Genomic DNA, 21472 nt, shown 5'->3' on the forward strand with positions numbered 1-21472 from the left:
GGGACGGGAGGGACGAGACGGACGGGGGACGGCGCGTTCCGGGATCGGTTCTCGACACTGTCGGTACCGACATGCACAGTGCCCTCGTGCCACCGGGAGCCCTGCATCAGCGGGTCACCGCCGCCCTGAGCAACTGGCAGCTCGACGACGCCGAGCAGCTGCTGTCGGGGGTGGAGCGGGATCCGTCGCCCTACGTCGCAGCCGTTCCGGCCGCCGACGCGATGGACGACGCCCCGAACTCCCTGGGCCGGGCCTGGGCCGACACGCTGCGGGCGGAGCTGCTGGTCCGCAGGCTGCGGCTGGCCGGCTTCACCCTGGTCGGCGAGCCGGTGCCCTCGGACTCCCCCGCCGAGCCCGCCCTCGACCTGCACGCCGGCGTGGCGGGGCTGCTCGACGGCTCTCCCGCCGAGACCGACCCGCGGTCGGAGTCGGCGTCCCGTGCGGCGCTGGCCATCGCCCTCGTCCGCTCGGCCAAGGCTGCCTTCGACGCCGCCGACGACCACCTGCAGCGCGCCGCCGGGCTCGCCCGCCACGCGCGCATCGAGCTGCTCTCCCGGCGCATCGACGCCGCGATGGACGAGGCCGTGGAGGCCGCGAGCCTGCTCGACCCGACCCTTCCGCCGAGCGTCCTGCTGATCGACACGCTCACCACCCTGGCCGGCGTCCTCGCCGACCTGGAGCTCATGCCGCTGGCGCTGGACTACCAGCGGCGGGCGCACGAGACCGCGCAGGCCGCCGCGGCGGACCCGGCGCTCCTGGAGCCCGACACCGCCGACCCCGACGTGCTGGTGGCGGTGGCCGCGACCCGGCTGGGCGAGCTGTGCGCGGAGCTCGGCGAGGGGCTGCTCGACGACGGCGCCCCCGAGTCGGCCGCGCCGTACTTCGCCGAGGCCCGCCAGCTGGCCGAGCAGGCCCTCGTGCAGCTCCCTCCCGACGCTCCCGGCATCGTGCCGGCGCAGATCGTGCACGGCTGGGCACTCGTCGGAATGGGCGAGCAGGCAGCTGCCGTCGGCCCGCTCCGTGCCGCCGTCCGGCTGTCCTGCGGCGCCGGCGACCGGGCCCGGCTCGCCTCGGCGCAGCTCGCGCTCGGCCGCGCACTGCGTCGCCAGGGCGACGGCCGCGCCGCCGACGAGCACCTGGTCGCCGCCCTCGACCTCTCCACCGAGCACGGGCTGCCGCGCGTGCGCCGCGCCGCCCTGCGCGAGCTGTGCACGCTGCACGCGGACCTGAACGACGCCGAGCGGGCGCTCCCCTACCTGCAGGCCTACCTCACCGACGAGCTGGACCGGGTCGACGAGCGCCGCACCCGCTGGGTCGAGCTGTTCGGGCGCCGCAAGAGCCTGCTGGAGACCGAGCGCGCCGCCGGGCAGCTGCGCCGCCAGGCCTACGAGGACCCGCTCACCCACCTGCCCAACCGCCGCTACGCCGAGGCCCGCCTGGACGGTCTGCTGGCCGCCGGCGACGTCCCGGCCCTCGCCGTGGTCGACGTCGACAGGTTCAAGTCGATCAACGACGCCATCGGGCACCCCGGTGGCGACGCCGTGCTGCGCGTCGTCGGCGAGCTGCTCGTGGCCGGCGTGCGCGACACCGACGAGGTGTGCCGCTGGGCCGGCGACGAGTTCGTGATCCTGCTGCCGGAGACGACCTCCGAGCAGGCCGAGCGCGCTCTGGAGCGCATCCGCGCCTCGGTCGTCGGCTATCCCTGGTCGGAGCTCGGCCTCGAGCTGCCGGTCACGATCAGCGCGGGCATCGCCTCGGCGACCCGAGGTGATGACCGGAAGACCCTCTTCGCGGCCGCCGACGGCGTCCTCTACGACGCCAAGCGCAGCGGGCGCGACCGGGTGGTGCGGCTGTCCGCTCTCACCCAGACCCGCGCGGCGGCCGGCCCGCTGGACGCCTCCTTCGGCCCCGCAGCGGGTGACGACGTCGCTCCCGCGACCGAGCCGGGCACGCTGACCTCGGCGCCCCCCTCCCCCCTCGACGCCGCGCTCCGTGCCGTCACGGCCGTCCGCGACGAGGAGTCCGGCTTCGCCGCGCTGCTCGACCGGCCGTATCCCCCGCTGGGCACCGACCGTCCCACCGAGCCCCTGCTCGGCCCGCTGCCGACGACGTCCGCGCCCGAGACCATCGACGCCGTGGTGGTCGACGACACCGTGGTGGAGCAGCCCGCCGTCGAGAACACCGTCGTCGAGGACGCCGCCATCGAGGACCCGCTCGTCGACGACGCCGAGCCGGTGGTGGTGGACGAGGTCGGGCCCGCAGTCCCCGGCGCGGTGGAGACCGACGTGGTGTGGGCCCAGGGCCGCAGCACCGAGCAGGTCCTGACGCTGGTCCGCGAGGCACGTCGGGAGCACCCCGACCGCCCCGTGCTGGTGCTCCGGGCCGTCCCCGAGACCCTGGTCGCCCTCGCGACCGAGCACGGCTCCGCCACGACCATGGACGCCGCCGCCTCGGCCGCCGCGATCGGCACCGTGCCCGAGCCCGCCGGCCGGGTGACGGTGCTGTGCAGCGGTGGCGCCGACACGCCTGTCGCCGCCGAGGCGGCCTTCGTGGCCCGGGTGGCCGGCACCGAGGTCGTCCGCATCGACGACGTCGCCGGCAGCCGGACGCGCTCCCTGCTGACCGACCGCACGATCTTCGACGACACCGACTGCCTCGTGGTGGTCGCCGGCATGGAGGCCTCGCTGGCCACGATGATCGGCTCGCTCACCGACGTCCCGGTGGTCGCGGTGCCGACCTCCACCGGCCAGCCCAGCGCCTTCGGTGGGCTCGGCGCGCTGATGACCATGCTGACCGCGGCGACGCCCGGCATGACGGTGAGCAACATCGACAACGGGTACTCGGCCGGCGTCTTCGCCGCCCGCGTCGCCCGCCGCAGCTCGCGCCGCTAGACCGAGAAGCGCACCGTCTGCCCCGGCTGCAGCTGGGCGCAGCGATCCACGTCGCTCCTCCGCGGGTCGTCGCGCACGTACCCGATCACCGGATAGCCGCCGGTGACCGGCGAGTCGGCCAGGAACAGCACCGGAAGGCCTGACGGCGGCACCTGCAGGGCTCCGCGGACCATCCCCTCGCTGGGCAGCTCCCCGGTGCGCACCCGGTCGATCGGCTCGCCGTCCAGGCGCAGACCGACGCGGTTGCTCTCGCTGGTCACCTGCCACTGCTGGCCGACGAGCCGCGCCCACCCGGCGTCGCCGAACCAGTCCGCGCGCGGGCCCGGCAGCACCCGCACCGTCACTCCACCTCCCGGCGGGTCCGGCACCGGGGCCAGGTCGACGTCGGGCAGGGGCAGGGATGCGGCTCCGACCGGCAGCACGTCGCCGTCGTGGACGACGGGCGGGCCGAGCCCGGAGAGGACGTCGGTGGCCCGCGAGCCGAGCACCGCGGGCACGTCGATGCCACCGCGCACACCGAGATAGGTGCGCAGGCCGCTGACCGGGGCGCCGAGCCGCAGCAGCTCGCCGGCCCGCAGCCGCACCGGGGCGTTGTGCGCCGTCGCCCCGGCGCACCGGGCGCCGGTGGTCACCACGGTCAGGTCGGCTTCGGCCCGCACCGCCAGGCCGCCGTAGGTCACCTCGAGGACGGCGGCGTCGGCCGCGTTGCCGACCAGACGGTTGGCCAGCGCGGCCGAGCCCCGGTCACAGGCGCCGGAGCGGCCGATGCCCAGCGCGGCCTGCCCGATCCGGCCGGTGTCCTGCACGGTGGTCAGCGGCCCGGCGGCGAGCACTGTCAGCGTCATCCGGCGTCCACGAAGCGCACGCGCACCCCCGGCCGCAGCAGGGCCGCGGGCTCCCGGTCGAGGTCGAGGACGGCGACGTCGGTGCGGCCGATCAGCTGCCAGCCGCCGGGCGACTCCCGCGGATAGACCCCGCTGAACTCCCCGGCCAGCGCGACGGAACCGGCCGGCACCCGCGTCCGCGGCGTCGACCGGCGCGGCACGTCCCAGTTCCCGCCGGGCTGGACGAGATAGCCGAAGCCCGGGGCGAAGCCGCCGAAGGCCACCGTCCACTCGGTCTGCGTGTGCCGGCGCACCACCTCGTCGGGCGGGACGTCGAGCAGCCCGGCCAGCTCGGCCAGGTCCTCGCCGTCGTAGCGCACCGGCAGCTCCACGACCTCGCCGGTGCCCGACGCGGACGGGCGCGGCGTCGTCCGCCGCACGGCCTCGCCGACGGCGTCCGCCGTGGTCACAGCCGGGTCGAAGGCGAGCAGCACCGTGCGCGCCGCGGGCACGACGTCGAGCACGCCGTCCGGAGACGCGTCGGCCAGGGCCGCGTAGAGCCCGAGCACCGCCGCCAGGTCGTCCAGCTCGACCAGGACGGCGGCACTGCCGCTCGGCAGGACCCGCATCAGGGCACGAAGGGGCTGAGCTCGATGCCCGCCCCGGTGAGCGCCTCTCGGACCTGCCGGGCGATCTCCACCGCCCCCGGGGTGTCCCCGTGCACGCAGATCGACGCCGGCCGCAGGGTCAGCGAACCGCCCTCGACGTCCCGGATCGGCTCGCCGGTGGCCATCGCGACGCACCGGCGGGCGATCTCGGCCGGATCGTGCAGCACCGCGCCCGGCAGCCGGCGGGAGACGAGCGTGCCCTCGGGTGTGTAGGCCCGGTCGGCGAACGCCTCGTGCACGACCGTCAGCCCGGCGTCGGCCGCTCGCCGCAGCCAGGCGGAGCCCGGCAGGCCGAGCACCGGCAGCGTCGGGTCGTAGGCGACCACCGCCGCCACCACGGCCGCCGCCTGCTCCTCGTGCGCGACGATCGCGTTGTACAGCGCCCCGTGCGGCTTGAGGTAGCGCACCCGGTCCCCGGCGATGCGGGCGAACGCCTCCAGCGCGCCGAGCTGGTAGATGACGTCCTGGGTCAGCGCGGCCGGTTCGACGTCGATGAACCGGCGGCCGAAGCCCGGCAGGTCGCGGTAGCCCACCTGCGCCCCGATGGCGACGCCCGCCCCGACCGCGCGCTCGCAGACCCGCCGCATGATGACGGCGTCGCCGGCGTGGAAGCCGCAGGCGACGTTCGCGCTGGTGACCACCCCCAGCAGCGCGTCGTCGTCCCCGAGCGTCCACTGACCGAAGCCCTCACCCAGATCGGAGTTCAGGTCCACGCCGACAGCCTCCCTCAGGCGAACAGATCGATGACCGGCTGGATCGACCGCACGGCCAGGTACAGGGTCAGCAGCCACGCCGCCCAGCCGACTCCCAGCAACCAGCGCGGGTACCGGTATCCATTGAGCAGGTCCGACCGGAACGTCGCCACCCACAACAGGACGGCGATGCCGATCGGCAGCAGCAGGCCGTTGAAGGCGCCGGCGAAGACCAGCAGCGTGGTGGGCGCGGCGCCGATCAGCACGTAGGCCAGCGAGGTGACGGCGATGAACCCGACGACGAGCACCGTGCGGGTGCGGTCGCTGGTGCCGGTCCGGGAGGTCGCGAAGGACACCGAGGTGTAGCTCGCGCCGATGACGCTGGTGATCGCCGCGGCCCAGAGGACGACGCCGAACACGCGCAGGCCCACCTCGCCGGCGGCCTGCTGGAACGCGGACGCCGCCTGGTTCTCGGCGCCGAGGTCCACGCCGGCCGTGACCACACCGAGGATCGCGAGGAACAGCAGCACGCGCATCACGCCGGTGATCACGATGCCGGTGACCGACCCGCGGGTGATGCTCCGGACGTGCTCCGGGCCGCTGACACCGGAGTCGAGCAGCCGGTGCGCGCCGGCGTAGACGATGTAGCCGCCGACCGTGCCGCCCACCAGCGTGGTGATGGCCAGGAAGTCGATCTCCTCGGGCAGGACGACGTTCTTCAGCGCCTCACCGACAGGGGGCCCGGAGGTGATCGCGATGTAGGCGGTGAGCGCGATCATCACCAATCCGAGGACGACGACGATCCGGTCGACCGCCACGCCCGCCTTCTTGCTGAGGAAGATGCCGATGGCGACGACGGCGGAGATCGCGCCGCCGATCTTCGGGTCCAGTCCGAGCATCGCGTCCAGGCCGAGCCCGGCGCCGCTCACGTTGCCGACGTTGAAGACCAGGCCACCCAGCACGAGCAGGCCGGCCATCACCCAGCCGAGGCCGGGGACCACGAGATTGCCCAGCTCCTGGGCGCGCCGGCCGCTGATGCCGATGACCCGCCACACGTTCAGCTGCAGGGCGATGTCGATGAGGATCGAGACGACGATCGCGAACGCGAACGCGGCGCCCAGCTGGACGGTGAAGGTCGTGGTCTGGGTGATGAAGCCGGGACCGATGGCCGAGGTGGCCATCAGGAACATCGCGCCGAGCAGCGTCGAGCGGGTGCTGCTGGCGAGCCGGCCGCCGGGCCTGCCCTCGGTCGTGGGTTCGGATGCCATGGCTGCTCCCCGGGTCGGTGGGGCCTGCCGTACCCGTTCTCGGGGACGATGCGCATCCCGCGGCGGGTTGATCGCCGCCGTCCGCGAGCGGTGAGCCATCCGGGGCTCGTGGACGGCTACCGTCCGAGCGTGACCATCGGGTGGCTGGATCTCGCAGCAGGAGCCACGGGCGAGATGCTGCTCGGCGCCCTGCTCGACGTCGGCGTGCCACCCGAGGTGCCCACCGAGGCGATCGCGGCGTTGCACGTGGAACATCTGCACCTGGAGCCCCAGCAGGTGAGCCGGCAGGGACTGGGCGCCACCCTGGCGGTCGTGCACGCGGCGGCGGCCGACGAGGAGCGCACCTGGCCCGGTGTCCGCGCGCTGCTCGACGCCGCTCCGCTGCCACCGACGGTCCGGGACGGCGCCCTCGCGGTCGTCGAGCGGCTGGCCCGCGCGGCGGCGGCTGCGCAGCGGGTCGACGCCGAGGAGGTGCCCCTGCGCGAGCTGGGGACGGCCCGGGAGCTGGCCTCGATCGTCGGCGTCCTCGCCTGCCTGGAGTACCTGGAGCTGGAGCGGCTCACCGCCTCTCCCGTGGCCGTGGGCAGCGGAACCGTTCCCTTCCGGAGCGGCCTCCAGCCCGTTCCCGGCCCGGTGGTGCTCGAACTGCTGCGCGGCGTCCCGGTGCAGGCCGGCGTCCTCCCGGAGGAGACGTGCACCGCCACCGGCGCGGCGCTGCTCGCCGCCCGGGTGGACGACTGGACGCCGCTGCCCGCGGTGCGCCCGCAGCGGGTCGGCACCGGCGCCGGCGAGGAGGACCCGGAGGAGCTGCCGAACGTCGTCCGGCTGGTCCTGGGGGAGCCGTCCCGCCCGGCGCCGCTCCTGCCGGTCGTCGTGGAGGCCAACGTCGACGACCTCGACCCGCGTCTCTGGCCCGGCGTGCTGGACGCGCTGCTGGCCGCCGGCGCGTCCGACGCCTGGCTCACCCCGATCCTGGTGCAGCAGGGGCGGCCGGCGCACATGCTGTCGGCGCTGTGCCGGCCCGACGCCCTCACGTCGGTCCAGTCCGCCGTCTTCTCCGCGACCTCCACCACCGGCATGCGGGTCGTGGAGGCCCGGAAGGTCGCCCTGGAACGGAGCCTGGCCTCCGTCGACGTCCTCGGCGGGCAGGTGGGGGTCAAGGTGGCCACCGCCGGCGACCGGGTGGTCAACGTCGGCGTCGAGTTCGAGGACGTCGTCACGCTGGCGCGGGAGCGGGACCTGCCCGTCAAGGAGGTCCTCCGCGCGGCCACCGCCGCCGCGGAGGCGGCCTACCCCGCCGACCCCGCATCCCGGGTCGAGGACGCGCCTCCGCTCTGGGGCTGAATCCGCCCGCCGCGGCGCTGCCGTGTCGGCCGGAAGGGCCGCGGGTAGGAACCCCGGCCACCGGCCGGTGGCGGGCCGGGAACCGCCGGGTGGGCCTGCGGAGTTACCCGTGCGAGGGAGTCCGGCCGCGAGGGCTCAATCGGGAACCCGACTGCGCCGTTACGGAACCGAACGGCTGGAACGGACCGGCCGGACCCGGGAGGACCAGCATGAGCAGCACGACGGAGCCCCGTGCGGCGCTCGGCCGTCTCGCTGCCCTGGCTTCCGACGACCTGCCCGCCCTGGACGCCGACCCCGCGCTCGAGGGACTCATCCGGGTCGCCGCCGCGGTGACCGGCATGACCCGCGCCTCGGTGATCAGCATGGACACCCCGATCATGCGCGTCCTGGCGTCGGACGGCTTCCGCTACACCTCCTGGCCCCGCAAGGGTTCGGTCATCGACCTGATGATGGCGCGCGGGCCGGGCGTGCAGAGCTGCGACGACATGACCGCCGAACCCGCGTTCGCCGGCAGCCCCTGGGTGGACGGCCGCCGCGACGGGCTCCGCGCCTTCGCCTACGCCCCGGTGACCGTCGACGACGTCCTCATCGCGGCCATCTGCGTGTTCCACAACGCCCCGCACGCGTTCACCGACGCGGAGCGGGAGCGGCTCGCCGACGTCGCGACCGCTGTCGCCTCGCTCGTCCGTGCCCGCCAGCAGGCCAGCCAGCTCGCCGACCTGGCCGCCGCCAGCCAGCTGGCCCGCGCCGAGATCGCCCGCGCCCACGAGGACCTCGCCCGCTCCACCGCCTTCACCAAGGCCCTGCTCGAGGTGCTGCCGGTCGGCGTGGTCGGCGCGGACGCCGAGGGCCGGGTGACGCTGTTCAACGCCACCAGCCGCAAGTGGCACGGGATGGACGCCGACCCCGACGTCGCCCCGGCCGACATCCCGGCGACCTTCTCGCTCACCGACGTCGACGGCCGGCCACTGGAGCCGGACGAGGTGCCGCTGTGGCGCATCTACCGGGAGGGCAAGCTCGACCCGGTCGAGTCGGGGATCACGGTGCCCGGCCGGCCGACCCGCCGCGTCGCGGCCGCCGGCGCCCAGGTCCGGGACGACGAGGGGAACCTCCTCGGCGTCGTCGCCGTCCTGCACGACGTCACCGAGCAGCGCGCCCTCGAGGCGGCGCTCCGGGAGGCCGCCCTGCACGACCCGCTCACCGGCCTGCCGAACCGCAACCTGCTGCTGGACCGCCTGGACCAGAGCCTGGCCGCAGCGGAGCGGGCACAGCGCACGATGGCTGTCCTGTACTGCGACCTGGACGGCTTCAAGCCGGTCAACGACCTCGCCGGTCACGCCGCCGGCGACGAGGTCCTCGTCGAGGCGTCGCGCCGCCTGGCCGGTGCCATCCGCCCCGGCGACACCGTCGCGCGGATCGGTGGCGACGAGTTCGTCGTCCTCTGCCCCGAGGTGGGCACCGAGCAGGCCGCGCAGGTCATCGCCGACCGCATCACCGCTGCGTTCCAGGAGCCGCTGCGCCGGACCGGCGGCGAGGAGCACCTCGTCGGCATCAGCATCGGCGTGGCCCTCTGCGGCGCCGGGGACACCGCCGACACCGCACTGGCGAACTCCGACGCCGCCATGTACCAGGTCAAGGCCAGCCGGAAGCGCTAGCGCCCGGCCCGCTACCGTGGTCGACCGAGAGGTCGCCTGCCCGAGCCCCGCCCGGCAGAGCCGTGCGGAGGAGTGTCGTCGTGATCTGGTCGGTCGTCCTGGCTGCCTTCGTCCTGGTGCTCCCGGTGGAGCTGCCCGACAAGACGCTGTTCGCCAGCCTCGTGCTGGCCACCCGGTTCGCCCCGCTCCCGGTCTTCGTGGGCGTCGGCACGGCCTTCGGCCTGCAGGTGGCGATCGCCGTCACCGCCGGCTCGCTGCTGTCGCTGCTGCCCGAGGCCCTGGTCACCGGCGTCGTCGCCCTGCTGTTCCTGGTCGGCGCGATCATCCTGTGGCGCAGCGCCGGGGAGATCGAGGACGGCGGCGAGGCCGCGGACGCCCGCGAGCAGACGTCGTTCCTGCGCGCCGCGGCGATCTCGTTCGGCGTGCTCTTCGCCGCCGAGTGGGGCGATCTGTCACAGCTGGCCACCGCCGGCCTCGCCGCCCGCTACGAGGAGCCGCTCTCGGTCTTCGTCGGCGCCTGGGCCGCGCTGCTCGTCGTCTCCGGCCTGGCCGTGTTCCTGGGCAAGAAGCTCGCCGACCGGCTGCCCATCGCGCTCATCCGCCGGGTGGCCGCCGGGCTGTTCCTGGTGTTCGCCGTCGTCGCCGTCGTGGAGACCGTCCGCGCGCTCAGCTGATCTCCGGCGTCAGCAGGGCCAGCCGTTCCACCAGCGCGGTCAGCTGCGCCTCGAGGTCGGGCCAGCCCATTCCCGGCGAAGCCACGCGGAGCGTCACGAGGCCGTGCAGCGCGGTCCAGACCAGCCCCGCGTCGGCGCGTGGGTCGCGGCTCGCGGAGCGGCCTGCGGACACGCACGCCTGCACCGCGCCGACCAGACCGTCGAACGCCTCGCCGGCATGCGGGAGGTGCCGCCCGGCGAACATCGCCCCGTAGCGGGCGGGCGCGGCCGTTCCCTGTTCGACGTAGGCCTGGCATCCGGCGACCAACCGATCGACCGGGTCCTCGACCCCCGCGGCGGCCGACCGGGTCGCGGCCAGCAGCGCGACGAACCCCTCGTCCAGGACGGCGTCCATCAGCGCGTCGAGATCGGCGAAGTGCCCGTAGACGGCGGGAGCGCTCACCCCGGCCTCGCGGGCCACCCCGCGCAGGCTCACCGCGCCGACCGTTCCTTCGCGCTCCAGGAGGGACGCGGCGGCTGACACGAGATCGGCGCGGAGGTTGCGGGGCACGGGGTCACTTTACAGACGTTAAGCACGAGCCTAGAGTGCTTTACACCCGTAAAGTTCAGTGCGAGGAGCACTCCATGCCCCTGATCCCCGACCTGGCCTGGACGGCTCCCGACCCCCGTCCGGGGCCCGGCGTCGTCGTCACCACCCACCTGCACCTGCGCCGGCTGCGCGACGTGCCGGCGTTCTTCCGCACCTCGATGGCCGTCTACCGCCAAGCGGTCGGCAGCCCGGTGTCCGGTCGGTGCGCCTGCGCGCCCGGCTGCTGGCGCGGCGGTTCACCACCGTCTCGTGGTGGGACGACGACGCCGCTGTCTCCGCCTACGCCCGTGCGGAGCCGCACCGCTCCGCCATGCGCGACTGGCGCCCCCGCATGGACCTCGCCGACATCAGCCGGCACCCCGGGGTGGAGGGAACTGTGCCGTCGGCGTGAGCGATCAGCGGGGCCGGGCCACCAGCACCCGGAACAGGTTCTCCAGGCGATAACCGCCGTCGCCGGTCGCGAAGGGCTCGACCGCCTCGAGCACGCTGTTCCGCAGGCTCTCCGGATCGGTGGTCCGCGTCGCGGTACGGGCGACCGGGGTGGCCAGCAGCGGCTCGAGCAGGGCGTCCTCGTCGGCGTACTCGAAGGGCACGACGACCTCGTCGAGCCGCTCCACCACGAGCCCTGCCCGCTCCGCCATCGCCCGCAGCCGCGCCGGCTCGCTCACCGCCGGCCCCCGCCCCGGCCGACGTGGCGCCAGCGCCTCCTGCAGTACGCGCAGGTCGCACTCGTCGTCCCGGCCCCACACCGTGGCCGCGACCAGCTCCCCGCCCCGCCCGGCCCGGCGGAGCACCGCGACGGGGTCGGCGACGTGCATGAGCAGCTGCACCGCCGCGACGACGTCGAACGGGCCGCGCGGCGGATCCTGCGCGTGCCGCACGAGGAACGTCCCCTCGGGCACCTCGGCTGCCGCCTGCGCCACGGCGCCGTCGTCGAGATCGACCCCGGTCACCAGCGCTCCGCGATCGGCCGCCGCCCGGGCGAACAGGCCGGCGCCGCAGCCGAGATCGAGGAGGCGGGTGCCCTCCCCCACCGCGGTGGCGTCGAGCACCGTCTCGTACAGCGGCGCACCCCAGCCGCGCGGCCCGTCGTCGCTCATCGGAGGCGACACTATCCGCGCGTGACGAGCCCCTCGGACACCATCCAGTCCAGCGCGACGTCGGCGGGCTCCTCGCCGTCCACGTCGACCCGCGCGTTCAGCTGCTGCAGCACCTCGTCGGTGAGCAGGTCGCTGATCGAGCCGAAGACGTCGGCCAGCTCCGGATGCGCCTCGAGCGTCTCGGTGAGCACCACCGCGGAGATGTTGTAGGCCGGGAAGAAGCCCTTGTCGTCCTCGAGCACGGTGAGGTCGAGGGCGGGGATGCGGCCGTCGGTGGTGAAGACCTCGCCGAAGTTGCACGCGCCGTCGTCGGTGGCCGTGTAGACCGCGCCGGTGTCCAGGATCCGGACGTTGTCGCGCGGCACGCCCGCCGGATCGCCGAGCGGGATCCCGTAGGCCTCCAGCATCGGTGCCAGACCGTCGTTGCGGCTGAAGAACTCCGACTCCACGCAGAAGGTGCGCTGCTCGACCGGGAGCTCGGCGAGCCCGGAGAGCGAGGTGACGTCGCCCAGCTCGGGCAGCGCCTCGGAGCGCACCGCGAAGGCGTAGGTGTTGTTCGCCTCCGCCGGCGGCAGCCAGGTCAGCCCGTTGGCCTCGTCGGCCGCGCGGACCACCTCGTACTGGGCCAGCGGATCGGCGAACGTCTCCGTCTCACCGAGGTAGGAGAGCCAGGCCGTGCCGGTGTACTCCCACTCCATGTCGATGTCGCCGTCGACGAGGCCCTGCCGGGCCGGCACCGAGCCGGGGATGTTCGTCCGGTCGACGACGTCGAACCCGGACACCTGCAGCGCGATCACCGCGATCTTGCCCAGGATCAGCTGCTCGGTGAAGTTCTTGGCGCCCACGACCAGCTCGACGCCCTCGGCGCCCTCGATCGGCTCGATGCTGCCGGGAGCCGACGGCGGCGTGTACTGCGAGGCCGCCTGCAGCCCGCACCCGCTCAGCGCCATGGTCCCGGCGAGCGCGACGGCCGCCAGCGCGGCCCCCGGACGGTTGCCCATCACAGCCCCTTCGGCCGGGCGACGTGCTCGACGACCCGCCCCAGCCAGTCGATGGCGAGGGCGAGCAGCGCCACGAGGACCGCGCCGCTGATCAGGAGGGCGTCCAGCGAGAGGTTGATGCCGGTCGTGATGAGCACGCCCAGCCCGCCGCCGCTGATGAAGGTCGCCAGGGTGGCGGTGCCGACCAGCAGCACCAGTGCGGTCCGGACGCCGGCCAGCAGGACCGGCACCGCCAGGGGCAGCTCCACCCGCAGCAGCACCGCCTTGGCGCTCATCCCCATGCCCCGCCCGGCCTCGATCAGGCGCGAGTCGACGCCCTGGATGCCGACGATCGTGTTCCGCAGCACCGGCAGCGCCGCGTAGACCACCAGCCCGATCACCGCCGTCCGGAACCCGAAGTCCAGCCAGGCGGCCAGCAGCACGAACAACCCGATCGCGGGCGCGGCCTGCCCGGTGTTGGCCACGCCGATGATCAGCGGGCTGAACCGGCGCATCGAGCCGCGGGTGAGCGCGACGCCCAGCGGGATCGCGATCACCAGCACGACGACCGCGGAGACGGCGGTGAGCTGCAGGTGCTCCACGATGCTGCGCGACAGCGCGTCCCAGCCCAGCTGCCGCGACTCGGTGTCGGAGAGGTCCGCGGTGCCCCGCCAGACGACGAAGGCCAGCACCGCGAGCAGGACCAGGACCGGCTGCAGGAGCAGCGCCCGCCAGCTGCCGCCTCCCTCCGAGGCCTCGGCCTGAGTGGCCACGACCCCGGGAGCGGCGCCGCCGGGGCGCACCTCCGTGGAGGCGGTCATCCCGCCCCCTGCGTCCGCGTGCGCTGGATCGCCGCCATGACCGTCTCGACGACCATCACACCGGCCACCGAGTCCCGGCGGCCGGTGACGACGACGCCGCCCTGGCTCGCCGCCAGCATCGTGTCCAGCGCGTCGTTGAGGGTCGAGCGCAGGCCCACCACCGGCAGGCGCTGGTCGACCGTGTCGGGGACCGTCGACGTCCGGGAGAGCTCGGCCAGGCTGGGCCAGCTGATCGGCCGCCCGCGCTCGTCGAGCACCACCACGTAGTCGTCGCCGGCCGCCTGCGCTGCGGCCACCGCGGCCGCGGAGTCCGATCCGACGGCCGCCGTCGTCGGCTGCTGGAGGTCGACGTCCGCCACCCGGGTCAGCGTGAGTTGCTTCAGGGTCGCGCCGGCGCCGACGAAGTCGGCCACGTACTCCTCGGCCGGCTCGGCCAGGATCCGCTCCGGGGTGTCGAACTGCACCACCCGCGCGCCGACGTCGAAGACCACGATCCGGTCGCCCAGCTTCACCGCCTCGTCGAAGTCGTGGGTGACGAAGACGATGGTCTTGCCGAGCTCCTCCTGGATGCGGATGAGCTCGTCCTGCAGGCGCTGACGGGTGATCGGGTCGACGGCGCCGAAGGGCTCGTCCATGAGCAGCACCGGCGGGTCCGCGGCCAGCGCCCGGGCCACCCCGACCCGCTGCTGCTGGCCGCCGGAGAGCTCGCGCGGATAGCGGTCCCGGTAGCGCTCGGGGTCCAGCCCGACCAGGTCGAGCAGCTCGTCGACCCGCTCCTTGACCCGGGCGTCGTCCCACTTGAGCATCTTCGGGACCAGACCGATGTTGGTGGCCACGGTCATGTGCGGGAAGAGCCCACCGGCCTGGATCACGTACCCGATCCGGCGGCGCAGCTGGTCGGGCTGCTGGTCGGTGACGTCCTCGTCCCCGAGGTGGATGCGCCCCTCGGTCGGCTCGATCAGCCGGTTGATCATCTTCAGCAGCGTCGTCTTCCCGCAGCCGGACGGGCCGACGAACATCACCGTCTCGCCCGCGGCGATCTCCAGCGTGACGTCGTCGACGGCCGGGGTGTCCTGGCCGGGGTAGCGCTTGGTCACGCCCTCCAGCCGGATGGGGACGCCGCTGATGCGCCGGTCGCCGGAGCCGGCGTCGGACGGACGCGCGGACAAGGTCTCAGACACGGATCCCCCTGGGAGTGGTCAGCCGGCCGGCGAGCACCAGCAGCAGGTCGAGGACGAGGGCGAGCAGGACGACGGCGATGGTCCCGGTGAGCGCGGAGTTGATCGCGTTGGCCCCGCCCAGCCGGGAGAGCCCGGTGAAGATGAAGCCGCCGAGCCCGGGGCCCAGCACGTAGGCGGCGATGGCGGCGATGCCCATGACCATCTGGGTGGAGACCCGGATGCCGGCCAGGATCACCGGCCACGCGAGCGGCAGCTCGATGCGCAGCAGCGTGGACATGCGGCTCATCCCGATCCCGCGCGCCGACTCGACCAGCGCCCGGTCGACCCCGGCCAGCCCGACGACGGCGTTGCGCAGCACGGGGAGCGCCGCGTAGAAGGTGATCGCGATGACGGCGGGCGTGATGCCGAAGCCGAACGGTGCGAGCAGGATCCCCAGCAGCGCGAACGAGGGGATGGTCAGGCCCACCGCGGAGAAGCCGTTGGCCGCGGCCGTCGCCGTCGGGTTCCGGTAGACCAGGGCCGCCAGCGCGACGGCGAGCAGCGAGCCCAGGACGACGCACTGGACCACCAGGCTGACGTGCTGGAACGACTGGAAGGCGATCAGCCCCCAGCGTTCTCCCACGTAGTCGAGCATGTAGCCGCCACCTCTCCTGGCCACGTCGTCGGGGCCGTGAGTTCCGGTCCTCGACCGTTGCACAGTCCGGCGCGACGTGGAGGGTCGACGATCATGTCGGTTCGGCAACGGTCCCCCGAAAGGACGACCGCGAACGCTTGACCCTGACGCGACGTGAGGCCGCAGGCTCACCGCGTCAAGGAGGGAGGGATTCGATGAACGTGGGAGAGGTCGCCGCACTGGCCGGCGTCACGGTGCGCACGCTGCACCACTACGACCGGATCGGGCTGCTGACGCCGTCCGGGCGTACGGCGGCCGGCTACCGGCAGTACGCGCCGGCCGATCTGGACCGGCTGCACCTGGTGCTGCTCTACCGCGAGCTCGGGTTCCCCCTCGAGGAGGTCGCGACGCTGCTGGACGACCCGTCCGCCGATCCCGCCGAGCACCTGCGCCGGCAGCACCGGCTGCTGCGGGACCGGCTGGAGCGGACGACGGCGATGGTCGCGGCCGTCGAGAAGGAGATGGAGGCACGATCCATGGGGATCTCACTGACCCCGGAGGAGCGGTTCGAGGTGTTCGGCGACTGGCTGCCCGAGGAGTACGCGGCCGAGGCCGAGGAGAAGTGGGGCGGGACCGACGCCTGGGCGCAGTCCCAGCAGCGGACCCGCGCCATGACCAAGGACGACTGGCTGCGGGTCAAGGCCGAGACCGACGACGTCGAGGCCCGGTTCGCCGAGGCGTTGCGGTCGGGCGTCGGGGCCGACTCGGCGCAGGCGATGGACCTAGCGGAGGAGCACCGGCAGCAGATCAGCCGGAACTTCTACGACTGCGGGTACGAGATGCACGCCGGGCTGGGCCGGATGTACGTCGAGGACGAGCGCTTCACCGCGTACTACGAGCGGATCGCGCCCGGGCTCGCGCAGTTCGTGAGCGCCGCGATCCAGGCCAACGCCACCCGCCACGGCAGCTGACCCGCCGGCGCCGGACAGCCGAGCCGTGTGCGCTGATGTGCAGTTCCGCGGCCCTGAACTGCACATCAGCGCACAGCGTCACATCCGGATGAGCAGCTCGCCGTGCAGCATGCCGAGCCAGCCGTCGTCGGCGTCCCGCCAGCGCAGCCAGGCGGCGGCGATCGCGTCCAGCTCCGCAGTCGTGGCCAGCCCGTAGGCGACCGCCTGCTCGGCGAAGGACGACGCCGTCGCGCGGCCAGCCCAGGAGTCGCCCCACCACTGCCGCTCGTCCGGGGTGGAGAAGCACCAGGACGACGTCGTCGCGGTGACGTCGCGCAGCCCCGCCGCGTGCGCCCACGACAGCAGCCGGCGCCCGGCGTCGGGCTCGGCGTCGTTGGCCCGGGCCACCTGCGAGTACAGCTCCAGCCAGCGGTCGAGCCCGTCGTCCAGCGGGAACCACGTCGTCGCCGCGTAGTCGACGTCCCGCACGGCGATCACCCCGCCGGGCCGGCACACGCGGGCCATCTCGCGCAGCGCGGTCACCGGATCGGTCAGGTGCTGCAGCACCTGGTGGGCGTGCACGACGTCGAACGAGGCGTCGGGGAGGTCGAGGGCGTAGACGTCGCCGACCGCGAAGGTGACCTCGGCACCCGCCCGTGCCGCCGCCGCTCGCGCCTCGTCGAGCGGATCCGGTGAGACGTCCAGCCCGAGCACCCGACCGGGCGCCACGCGAGCGGCGAGGTCGACGGTGATCGTGCCGGGACCGCAGCCGACGTCGAGCAGGTCGAGCCCCGGACGCAGCGAGGGGAGCAGGTAGGCCGCGGAGTTCTCCGCCGTCCGCCAGCGGTGCGACTGCAGGACCGGCTCGGCGTGCCCGTGCGTGTAGGTGTCCACGAGCGGATCGTGCTCCTCGCTGCCCACCTGATGGAACAGCGTCCCCGCAAGCTGAGACGAGGTCGGGCGCCGCGCCCGCTCTGCGCCGCTTCTCGCGCTCTGGCCGCCCTGCAGCGCCCGCAGACCACGAGGACCGTGGACAGAGCGACACCCGGGCGGCGCGAGGGCGGAGCGGGTCAGCGCTCCGCGAGCACCTGCTCCGCGACCGCCACCGCGCGCTCGCGGTCGGCCGGCACCAGCCCGATGCGGGTGCGCCGGTCCAGCAGGTCCGAGACGGTCCGCGCGCCCTCGTGCTCGACGGCGAACCGCAGCTCCCCCACCGTCTCCGGCCGCCCCGCCACCACGAGCGCCGGGCCGAGCGCCTCGACTCGCGGCGCCTCCGTGCCGTACCGGGCCACCAGCCGTTCGGGCGCGGACACCCGGTCCAGCGCCACCCGCGGCGCGGCGCCGACCAACGGAAGCCGGGCGGTCGTGGACCGTGCAGCTCCCCTGCCCAGCCGCGCGACGACGGCGTCCACGGTCTCCTCGGCCATCGCCCGGTAGGTGGTGAGCTTGCCGCCCACCACCGAGAGGACCGGTCCGTCCCAGCGCAGCAGGTGCTTGCGAGAGAGGTCCGCCGTCGAATCCCCCGGCCCCGTTCCCGCCGACTCCGGCAGCACCAGCGGGCGGTAGCCGGCGTAGGCGCCGACCAGGTCGTCGCGGCTCAGCGGGGACGACAGCACCTGGTTCACCGTGTCGAGCAGCTGCTGCACCTCGGCCTCCGACGGCTGCGGATCGCCGTCGGGCACCGGCCCCTCCACCGGCTCGTCGGTCAGCCCGAGGTAGACCAGCCCGTCCGGCTGCGGCAGCGCGAAGACGTACCGGGACCGCGATCCGGGCAGCGGCACGGTCATCGCCGCCGAGGGCGAGCCCAACACCGAGGCCGGCACCACCAGGTGCGAGCCGCGCGAGGGCACCAGCCGGATGCCGGGCGCCAGCTTCTGCGACCAGACGCCGGCCGCGTTGACCACCGCGCCGGCCCGCAGTGCGAACGCCTCGTCGTCCACCCGCACGTGCACGTCTGCGCCGTCGACCGCCAGCACTTCGACACCGGGAACGATTCGCGCCCCGTACGCGGCGGCGGTGCGGGCGAGGGCGACGACGAGGCGCGCGTCGTCGACGAGCTGCCCGTCCCAGAAGACGACGCCGCCGGCGCCCGGGCGCACACCGGGAGTCATGCGGGCGACGTCGTCGGCACCCACCCGCCGGGTCGAGGGCAGCGAGCCGCGACCGCCGGGCACCGAGAACCGGATCGCATCAGCGGCCCGGCCGCCGAGCTCGGCCAGCGCGGTCACGTCCCGCCCGGCGACGTCGGGCACGAGGAACGGCAGCGGCCGGACCAGGTGCGGCGCCGTCGCCCCCATGAGGACGGCGCGCTCGCGGGCGCTCTCCCGCGCCAGACCGATCTCGCCGTGCGCCAGGTACCGCAGCCCACCGTGCACCAGCTTCGAGGACCAGCGGCTCGTGCCCGCGGCGAGGTCCTGCCGCTCGAACAGCGCCACCGACAGCCCGCGCGAGGCGGCGTCCAGCGCGACCCCGGCACCGGTGACACCGCCACCGACGACCACGACGTCGACTGTCGCGCCCGGCAGTTCCGCCAGGTCCCGGGCCCGCCGGGCAGGCGACAGGGAACCCATCACCTGGCTCTCCGCGGCACCGGCAGACTGTAGCCGTGCCCGAGCAGCCGGAACTGACGATCCAGGGGTGGGGCCCCGCCCCCGCCGGAACCACGGAGCCGACCGGTGACCCGCTGGCCGGCACCCTGACCAAGGCCGCGCGCCGCCACCTGGTCCGCGAGCTGGGCTGGACGCCGCGGGCCACGCCGCCGGTGCCGGTCGAGGAGATCCGGCTGGCCCCGAGCCGGCTGCCGGAGGAGGCGCACGCCGCGCTGGTGGAGCTCCTCGGTGCCGAGAACGTGCGCACCGACCGGGAGTCCCGACTGCTCCGCGCCGGCGGCAAGAGCTACCTGGACCTGCTGCGCCGCCGCGAGGGGGATGCCTCCGACGCGCCCTGCGCCGTCGTCCTGCCGGGCACCACCGAGGAGACGGCGGCGCTGCTGGCGCTCTGCAGCGAGCTCGGGATCGTCGTGGTCCCCTTCGGCGGCGGGACGAGCGTCGTCGGCGGGCTGGCCGGCGTGGACCCCGACGACCGGCCGGCGGTCGCGGTGGACCTGGGCCGCATGGCGTCGGTCCAGGCCCTCGACGTGCCGTCGTCGATGGTCACCGTCGGTCCCGGCATGCGCGGACCGGCGCTGGAGCAGGCGCTCGGCCGGGAGGGCCTGACCTTCGGGCACCTGCCGCAGAGCTGGGAGTTCGCCACCGTCGGGGGCTACGCCGCGACCCGGTCGGCGGGGCAGGCGTCCACCGGGGTGGGCCGGTTCGACGAGCTGGTCGCCGGCCTCACGCTGGCCACCCCGTCGGGCGTGCTCGAGCTCGGGCACCCCCCGGCGACCGCGGCCGGGCCCGACCTCCTCGGCCTGGCGCTGGGCTCGGAGGGCACGCTCGGCGTCATCACCGAGGTGAAGCTCCGGGTGCGCCCCAAGCCGGCGGTCGCCGTGTACGAGGGCTGGTCCTTCCGGACCTGGCCGGCCGGACTCGCGGCGCTGCAGAACCTCGCCCGGCACGACCTGCTGCCCGACGTCGTCCGGCTGTCGGACGCCGACGAGACCCGCGCCAACCTGCTGATGGCCGGCGGCGCGGGGGCCAAGGCGCTGCGCGGCAGCCTCAAGGCCCGCGGGCACGGCGAGGGCTGCCTGCTGCTCGTCGGCTGGGAGGGGCTGCCCGACCTCGTCCGCGCCCGGAAGCGCGCGGCGTCGTCGCTGCTGCGCGACGGCGGGGCGGTGCGCCTGGGCCGCCGGGTCGCGGAGTCCTGGCGCGCGCACCGCTTCGGCGCCCCGTACACCCGCGACAAGCTGATGGACGGCGGGCTGCTGGTGGAGACGCTGGAGACGGCGGCCACCTGGTCCGCGCTGCCCACGGTCTACGACGCCGCCCGCCGCGCGCTGCAGGCCTCGCTCAGCCGCGACGGGCACCAGCCGCTGGTGATGAGCCACGTCTCGCACGGCTACGCGACCGGCGCCTCGCTCTACCTGACGGTGCTCGCCGACCGGGACGACGCGCTGCCCATCCAGCAGTGGCTGACGGCGAAGCGCGCGGCCACCGACGCACTGCTGGCGGCGGGCGGCACGCTCACGCACCACCACGCCGTCGGTGCCGACCACCGCCCGTGGCTGGAGCGCGAGATCGGGCCGCTCGGCGTCGAGGTGCTGCGCGCGGTCAAGCAGAAGCTGGACCCGGAGGGCATCTGCAACCCCGGCGTCCTTCTCCCGGACTGACGCCGTGCCTGTTGATCAGGAGACCTGATCAACGGGCGTCCTGGCTCACCGTCGACGCTGAGCCAGGACGCCTCATGGTGAGCCAGGACGGCGTTACGAGGTGGTGGCGATGCCGCCGTCGACGGGGATGACGGCGCCGGTCACGTAGGAGCCGGCCCGCGAGGAGAGGTAGACGACGACGCCGGCCATGTCGTCGGGGCGCCCGATCCGGCCGAGCGGCGACTTCGCCGCGATCTCGTCGCCGAACGCGTCGAGGGTCGCCGCCATCATCTTGGACTCGAACGGCCCGGGCGCCACGGCGTTCACGGTGACGTGCCGCGGCCCCAGCTCCTTGGCCAGCACGCGGGTGAGCTGGTGCAGACCGGCCTTGCTGGCGGCGTAGGAGTAGGTGGGCATCGGGTTGACGTGCAGGCCGTCGATGCTGCCCACGTTCACCACGCGCGCCGGGTCGTCGGCGGTGGCGGCGGCCTCGAGCTTGGGCAGCAGCGCGCGGGTGAGGAAGAACGGCGACTTCAGGTTCAGGTCGAGCAGCTTGTCCCACGCCGACTCGGGGAAGGTCTCCAGCGGCTCGCCCCAGGTGGCGCCGGCGTTGTTCACCAGGATGTGCACCCGCTCCTCGCGCGTGCCGACCTCCTCGGCCAGCCGCAGGCACTCGGCCTCGGTGGAGAGGTCGGCGGGGATGGAGACGACGTCGCCGAACTCCTGGAGCTCGGCGACGGCGGCGTCGCCCGCCTCGGCCTTGCGCGAGCTGATGTAGACCTTCGCTCCCGCCTGCAGCAGGCCTCGGGCCATCATCAGGCCGATGCCGCGGGTGCCACCGGTGACGACTGCCACCTTGCCGGTCAGGTCGAACAGGTCCACAGGGTTCCTCCGCGTTCGGCGTCGGGGGCCGGATCCGGCCCCCGGGGCACCCTAGCCAGGCGGTTCTGCGGCGCAGTTCCGGAGCCTTGTGCCA

20 protein-coding genes are annotated in these 21472 nt (G+C 74.5%); 7 read left to right on the forward strand and 13 right to left on the reverse strand.

The annotated features are described in order from the left end of the window. The first annotated feature begins 86 nt into the window (after window positions 1–86). On the forward strand, window positions 87–2891 hold the full coding sequence (locus tag LBW97_RS08470) for a diguanylate cyclase domain-containing protein (RefSeq protein ID WP_224498957.1): 2805 nt from the start codon (window positions 87–89) through the stop codon (window positions 2889–2891). Here the strand turns inward: LBW97_RS08470 and LBW97_RS08475 are convergent. Genes LBW97_RS08475 through LBW97_RS08490 form a run of 4 tightly spaced genes read right to left on the reverse strand, consistent with a single transcriptional unit; the run spans window position 2888 to window position 6343 of the window. Beyond that, window positions 2888–3736 carry a biotin-dependent carboxyltransferase family protein gene (locus tag LBW97_RS08475; RefSeq protein ID WP_224498958.1) on the reverse strand — a complete coding sequence of 283 codons (849 nt, stop codon included), beginning with the start codon at window positions 3734–3736 and terminating at the stop codon, window positions 2888–2890. The two genes, LBW97_RS08470 and LBW97_RS08475, sit on opposite strands and share 4 nt — an antisense overlap. Next, complete coding sequence (locus LBW97_RS08480) at window positions 3733–4344, reverse strand: allophanate hydrolase subunit 1 (protein ID WP_224498959.1); 612 nt, start codon at window positions 4342–4344, stop codon at window positions 3733–3735. Before LBW97_RS08480 ends, LBW97_RS08475 begins: the two co-directional genes overlap by 4 nt. Continuing rightward, on the reverse strand, window positions 4344–5096 hold the full coding sequence (locus LBW97_RS08485; RefSeq protein WP_308010442.1) for a 5-oxoprolinase subunit PxpA: 753 nt from the start codon (window positions 5094–5096) through the stop codon (window positions 4344–4346). Before LBW97_RS08485 ends, LBW97_RS08480 begins: the two co-directional genes overlap by 1 nt. Window positions 5097–5110: 14 nt before the next feature. Continuing rightward, window positions 5111–6343, reverse strand: a complete 1233-nt coding sequence (locus LBW97_RS08490; RefSeq protein WP_224498961.1) for an NRAMP family divalent metal transporter — start codon at window positions 6341–6343, stop codon at window positions 5111–5113. 129 nt (window positions 6344–6472) lie between these two features. Between LBW97_RS08490 and LBW97_RS08495 the strand changes: the two genes are divergently transcribed. The 3 genes from LBW97_RS08495 (at window position 6473) to LBW97_RS08505 (ending at window position 10016) form a co-directional block, all read left to right on the forward strand. Further along, complete coding sequence (locus tag LBW97_RS08495; RefSeq protein ID WP_224498962.1) at window positions 6473–7687, forward strand: LarC family nickel insertion protein; 1215 nt, start codon at window positions 6473–6475, stop codon at window positions 7685–7687. Window positions 7688–7896: 209 nt separating this feature from the next. Next, entirely contained in the window at window positions 7897–9342 is a 1446-nt protein-coding gene (locus LBW97_RS20210) for a diguanylate cyclase domain-containing protein (protein WP_304505411.1), read from the forward strand. Window positions 9343–9422: 80 nt separating this feature from the next. Beyond that, on the forward strand, window positions 9423–10016 hold the full coding sequence (locus LBW97_RS08505; protein ID WP_224498963.1) for a TMEM165/GDT1 family protein: 594 nt from the start codon (window positions 9423–9425) through the stop codon (window positions 10014–10016). Here the strand turns inward: LBW97_RS08505 and LBW97_RS08510 are convergent. Beyond that, window positions 10009–10566: a TetR/AcrR family transcriptional regulator gene (locus LBW97_RS08510; RefSeq protein ID WP_224498964.1), complete on the reverse strand. Its 558-nt coding sequence runs from the start codon at window positions 10564–10566 to the stop codon at window positions 10009–10011. The genes LBW97_RS08505 and LBW97_RS08510 overlap by 8 nt on opposite strands. A gap of 241 nt (window positions 10567–10807) precedes the next feature. Here LBW97_RS08510 and LBW97_RS08515 point away from each other — a divergent pair, with 241 nt between their 5' ends. Then, a complete protein-coding gene (locus LBW97_RS08515; RefSeq protein ID WP_224498965.1) occupies window positions 10808–10996 on the forward strand; it encodes a hypothetical protein in 189 nt (62 codons plus the stop codon). Window positions 10997–11000: 4 nt separating this feature from the next. On the opposite strand, the gene LBW97_RS08520 is transcribed toward LBW97_RS08515, so the two are convergent. From LBW97_RS08520 to LBW97_RS08540, 5 genes are read right to left on the reverse strand one after another with little or no spacing between them, the layout of a single operon-like run. Then, window positions 11001–11705, reverse strand: a complete 705-nt coding sequence (locus LBW97_RS08520) for a bifunctional 2-polyprenyl-6-hydroxyphenol methylase/3-demethylubiquinol 3-O-methyltransferase UbiG (RefSeq protein WP_224498966.1) — start codon at window positions 11703–11705, stop codon at window positions 11001–11003. An 11-nt stretch (window positions 11706–11716) separates the two neighbouring features. Beyond that, window positions 11717–12706 carry a glycine betaine ABC transporter substrate-binding protein gene (locus tag LBW97_RS08525; protein ID WP_224498967.1) on the reverse strand — a complete coding sequence of 330 codons (990 nt, stop codon included), beginning with the start codon at window positions 12704–12706 and terminating at the stop codon, window positions 11717–11719. Next, complete coding sequence (locus LBW97_RS08530) at window positions 12706–13506, reverse strand: ABC transporter permease (RefSeq protein ID WP_224498968.1); 801 nt, start codon at window positions 13504–13506, stop codon at window positions 12706–12708. The genes LBW97_RS08525 and LBW97_RS08530 overlap by 1 nt, the downstream gene beginning before the upstream one ends. Next, a complete protein-coding gene (locus LBW97_RS08535; protein ID WP_308010443.1) occupies window positions 13503–14687 on the reverse strand; it encodes a betaine/proline/choline family ABC transporter ATP-binding protein in 1185 nt (394 codons plus the stop codon). The genes LBW97_RS08530 and LBW97_RS08535 overlap by 4 nt, the downstream gene beginning before the upstream one ends. Next, a complete protein-coding gene (locus tag LBW97_RS08540) occupies window positions 14680–15321 on the reverse strand; it encodes an ABC transporter permease (protein WP_224498969.1) in 642 nt (213 codons plus the stop codon). The genes LBW97_RS08535 and LBW97_RS08540 overlap by 8 nt, the downstream gene beginning before the upstream one ends. Before the next feature lie 194 nt (window positions 15322–15515). On the opposite strand from LBW97_RS08540, the gene LBW97_RS08545 reads away from it, so the two are divergent. Further along, the gene (locus tag LBW97_RS08545; RefSeq protein WP_224498970.1) at window positions 15516–16271 is read left to right on the forward strand and encodes a MerR family transcriptional regulator; all 756 of its coding nucleotides are present in this window, start codon (window positions 15516–15518) and stop codon (window positions 16269–16271) included. Window positions 16272–16349: 78 nt separating this feature from the next. On the opposite strand, the gene LBW97_RS08550 is transcribed toward LBW97_RS08545, so the two are convergent. Beyond that, window positions 16350–17144 carry a methyltransferase domain-containing protein gene (locus LBW97_RS08550; protein WP_224498971.1) on the reverse strand — a complete coding sequence of 265 codons (795 nt, stop codon included), beginning with the start codon at window positions 17142–17144 and terminating at the stop codon, window positions 16350–16352. Between the two features lie 176 nt (window positions 17145–17320). Further along, a complete protein-coding gene (locus LBW97_RS08555; RefSeq protein WP_224499032.1) occupies window positions 17321–18820 on the reverse strand; it encodes a glycerol-3-phosphate dehydrogenase/oxidase in 1500 nt (499 codons plus the stop codon). A 35-nt stretch (window positions 18821–18855) separates the two neighbouring features. Here LBW97_RS08555 and LBW97_RS08560 point away from each other — a divergent pair, with 35 nt between their 5' ends. Further along, the gene (locus tag LBW97_RS08560; protein WP_224498972.1) at window positions 18856–20517 is read left to right on the forward strand and encodes an FAD-binding oxidoreductase; all 1662 of its coding nucleotides are present in this window, start codon (window positions 18856–18858) and stop codon (window positions 20515–20517) included. 93 nt (window positions 20518–20610) lie between these two features. Here the strand turns inward: LBW97_RS08560 and LBW97_RS08565 are convergent, their stop codons facing one another. Then, window positions 20611–21378: an SDR family oxidoreductase gene (locus LBW97_RS08565; RefSeq protein ID WP_224498973.1), complete on the reverse strand. Its 768-nt coding sequence runs from the start codon at window positions 21376–21378 to the stop codon at window positions 20611–20613. Between the last annotated feature and the right edge of the window lie 94 nt (window positions 21379–21472).

Source organism: Blastococcus sp. LR1, assembly GCF_020166105.1.
Classification (GTDB): Bacteria; Actinomycetota; Actinomycetes; order Mycobacteriales; family Geodermatophilaceae; genus Blastococcus.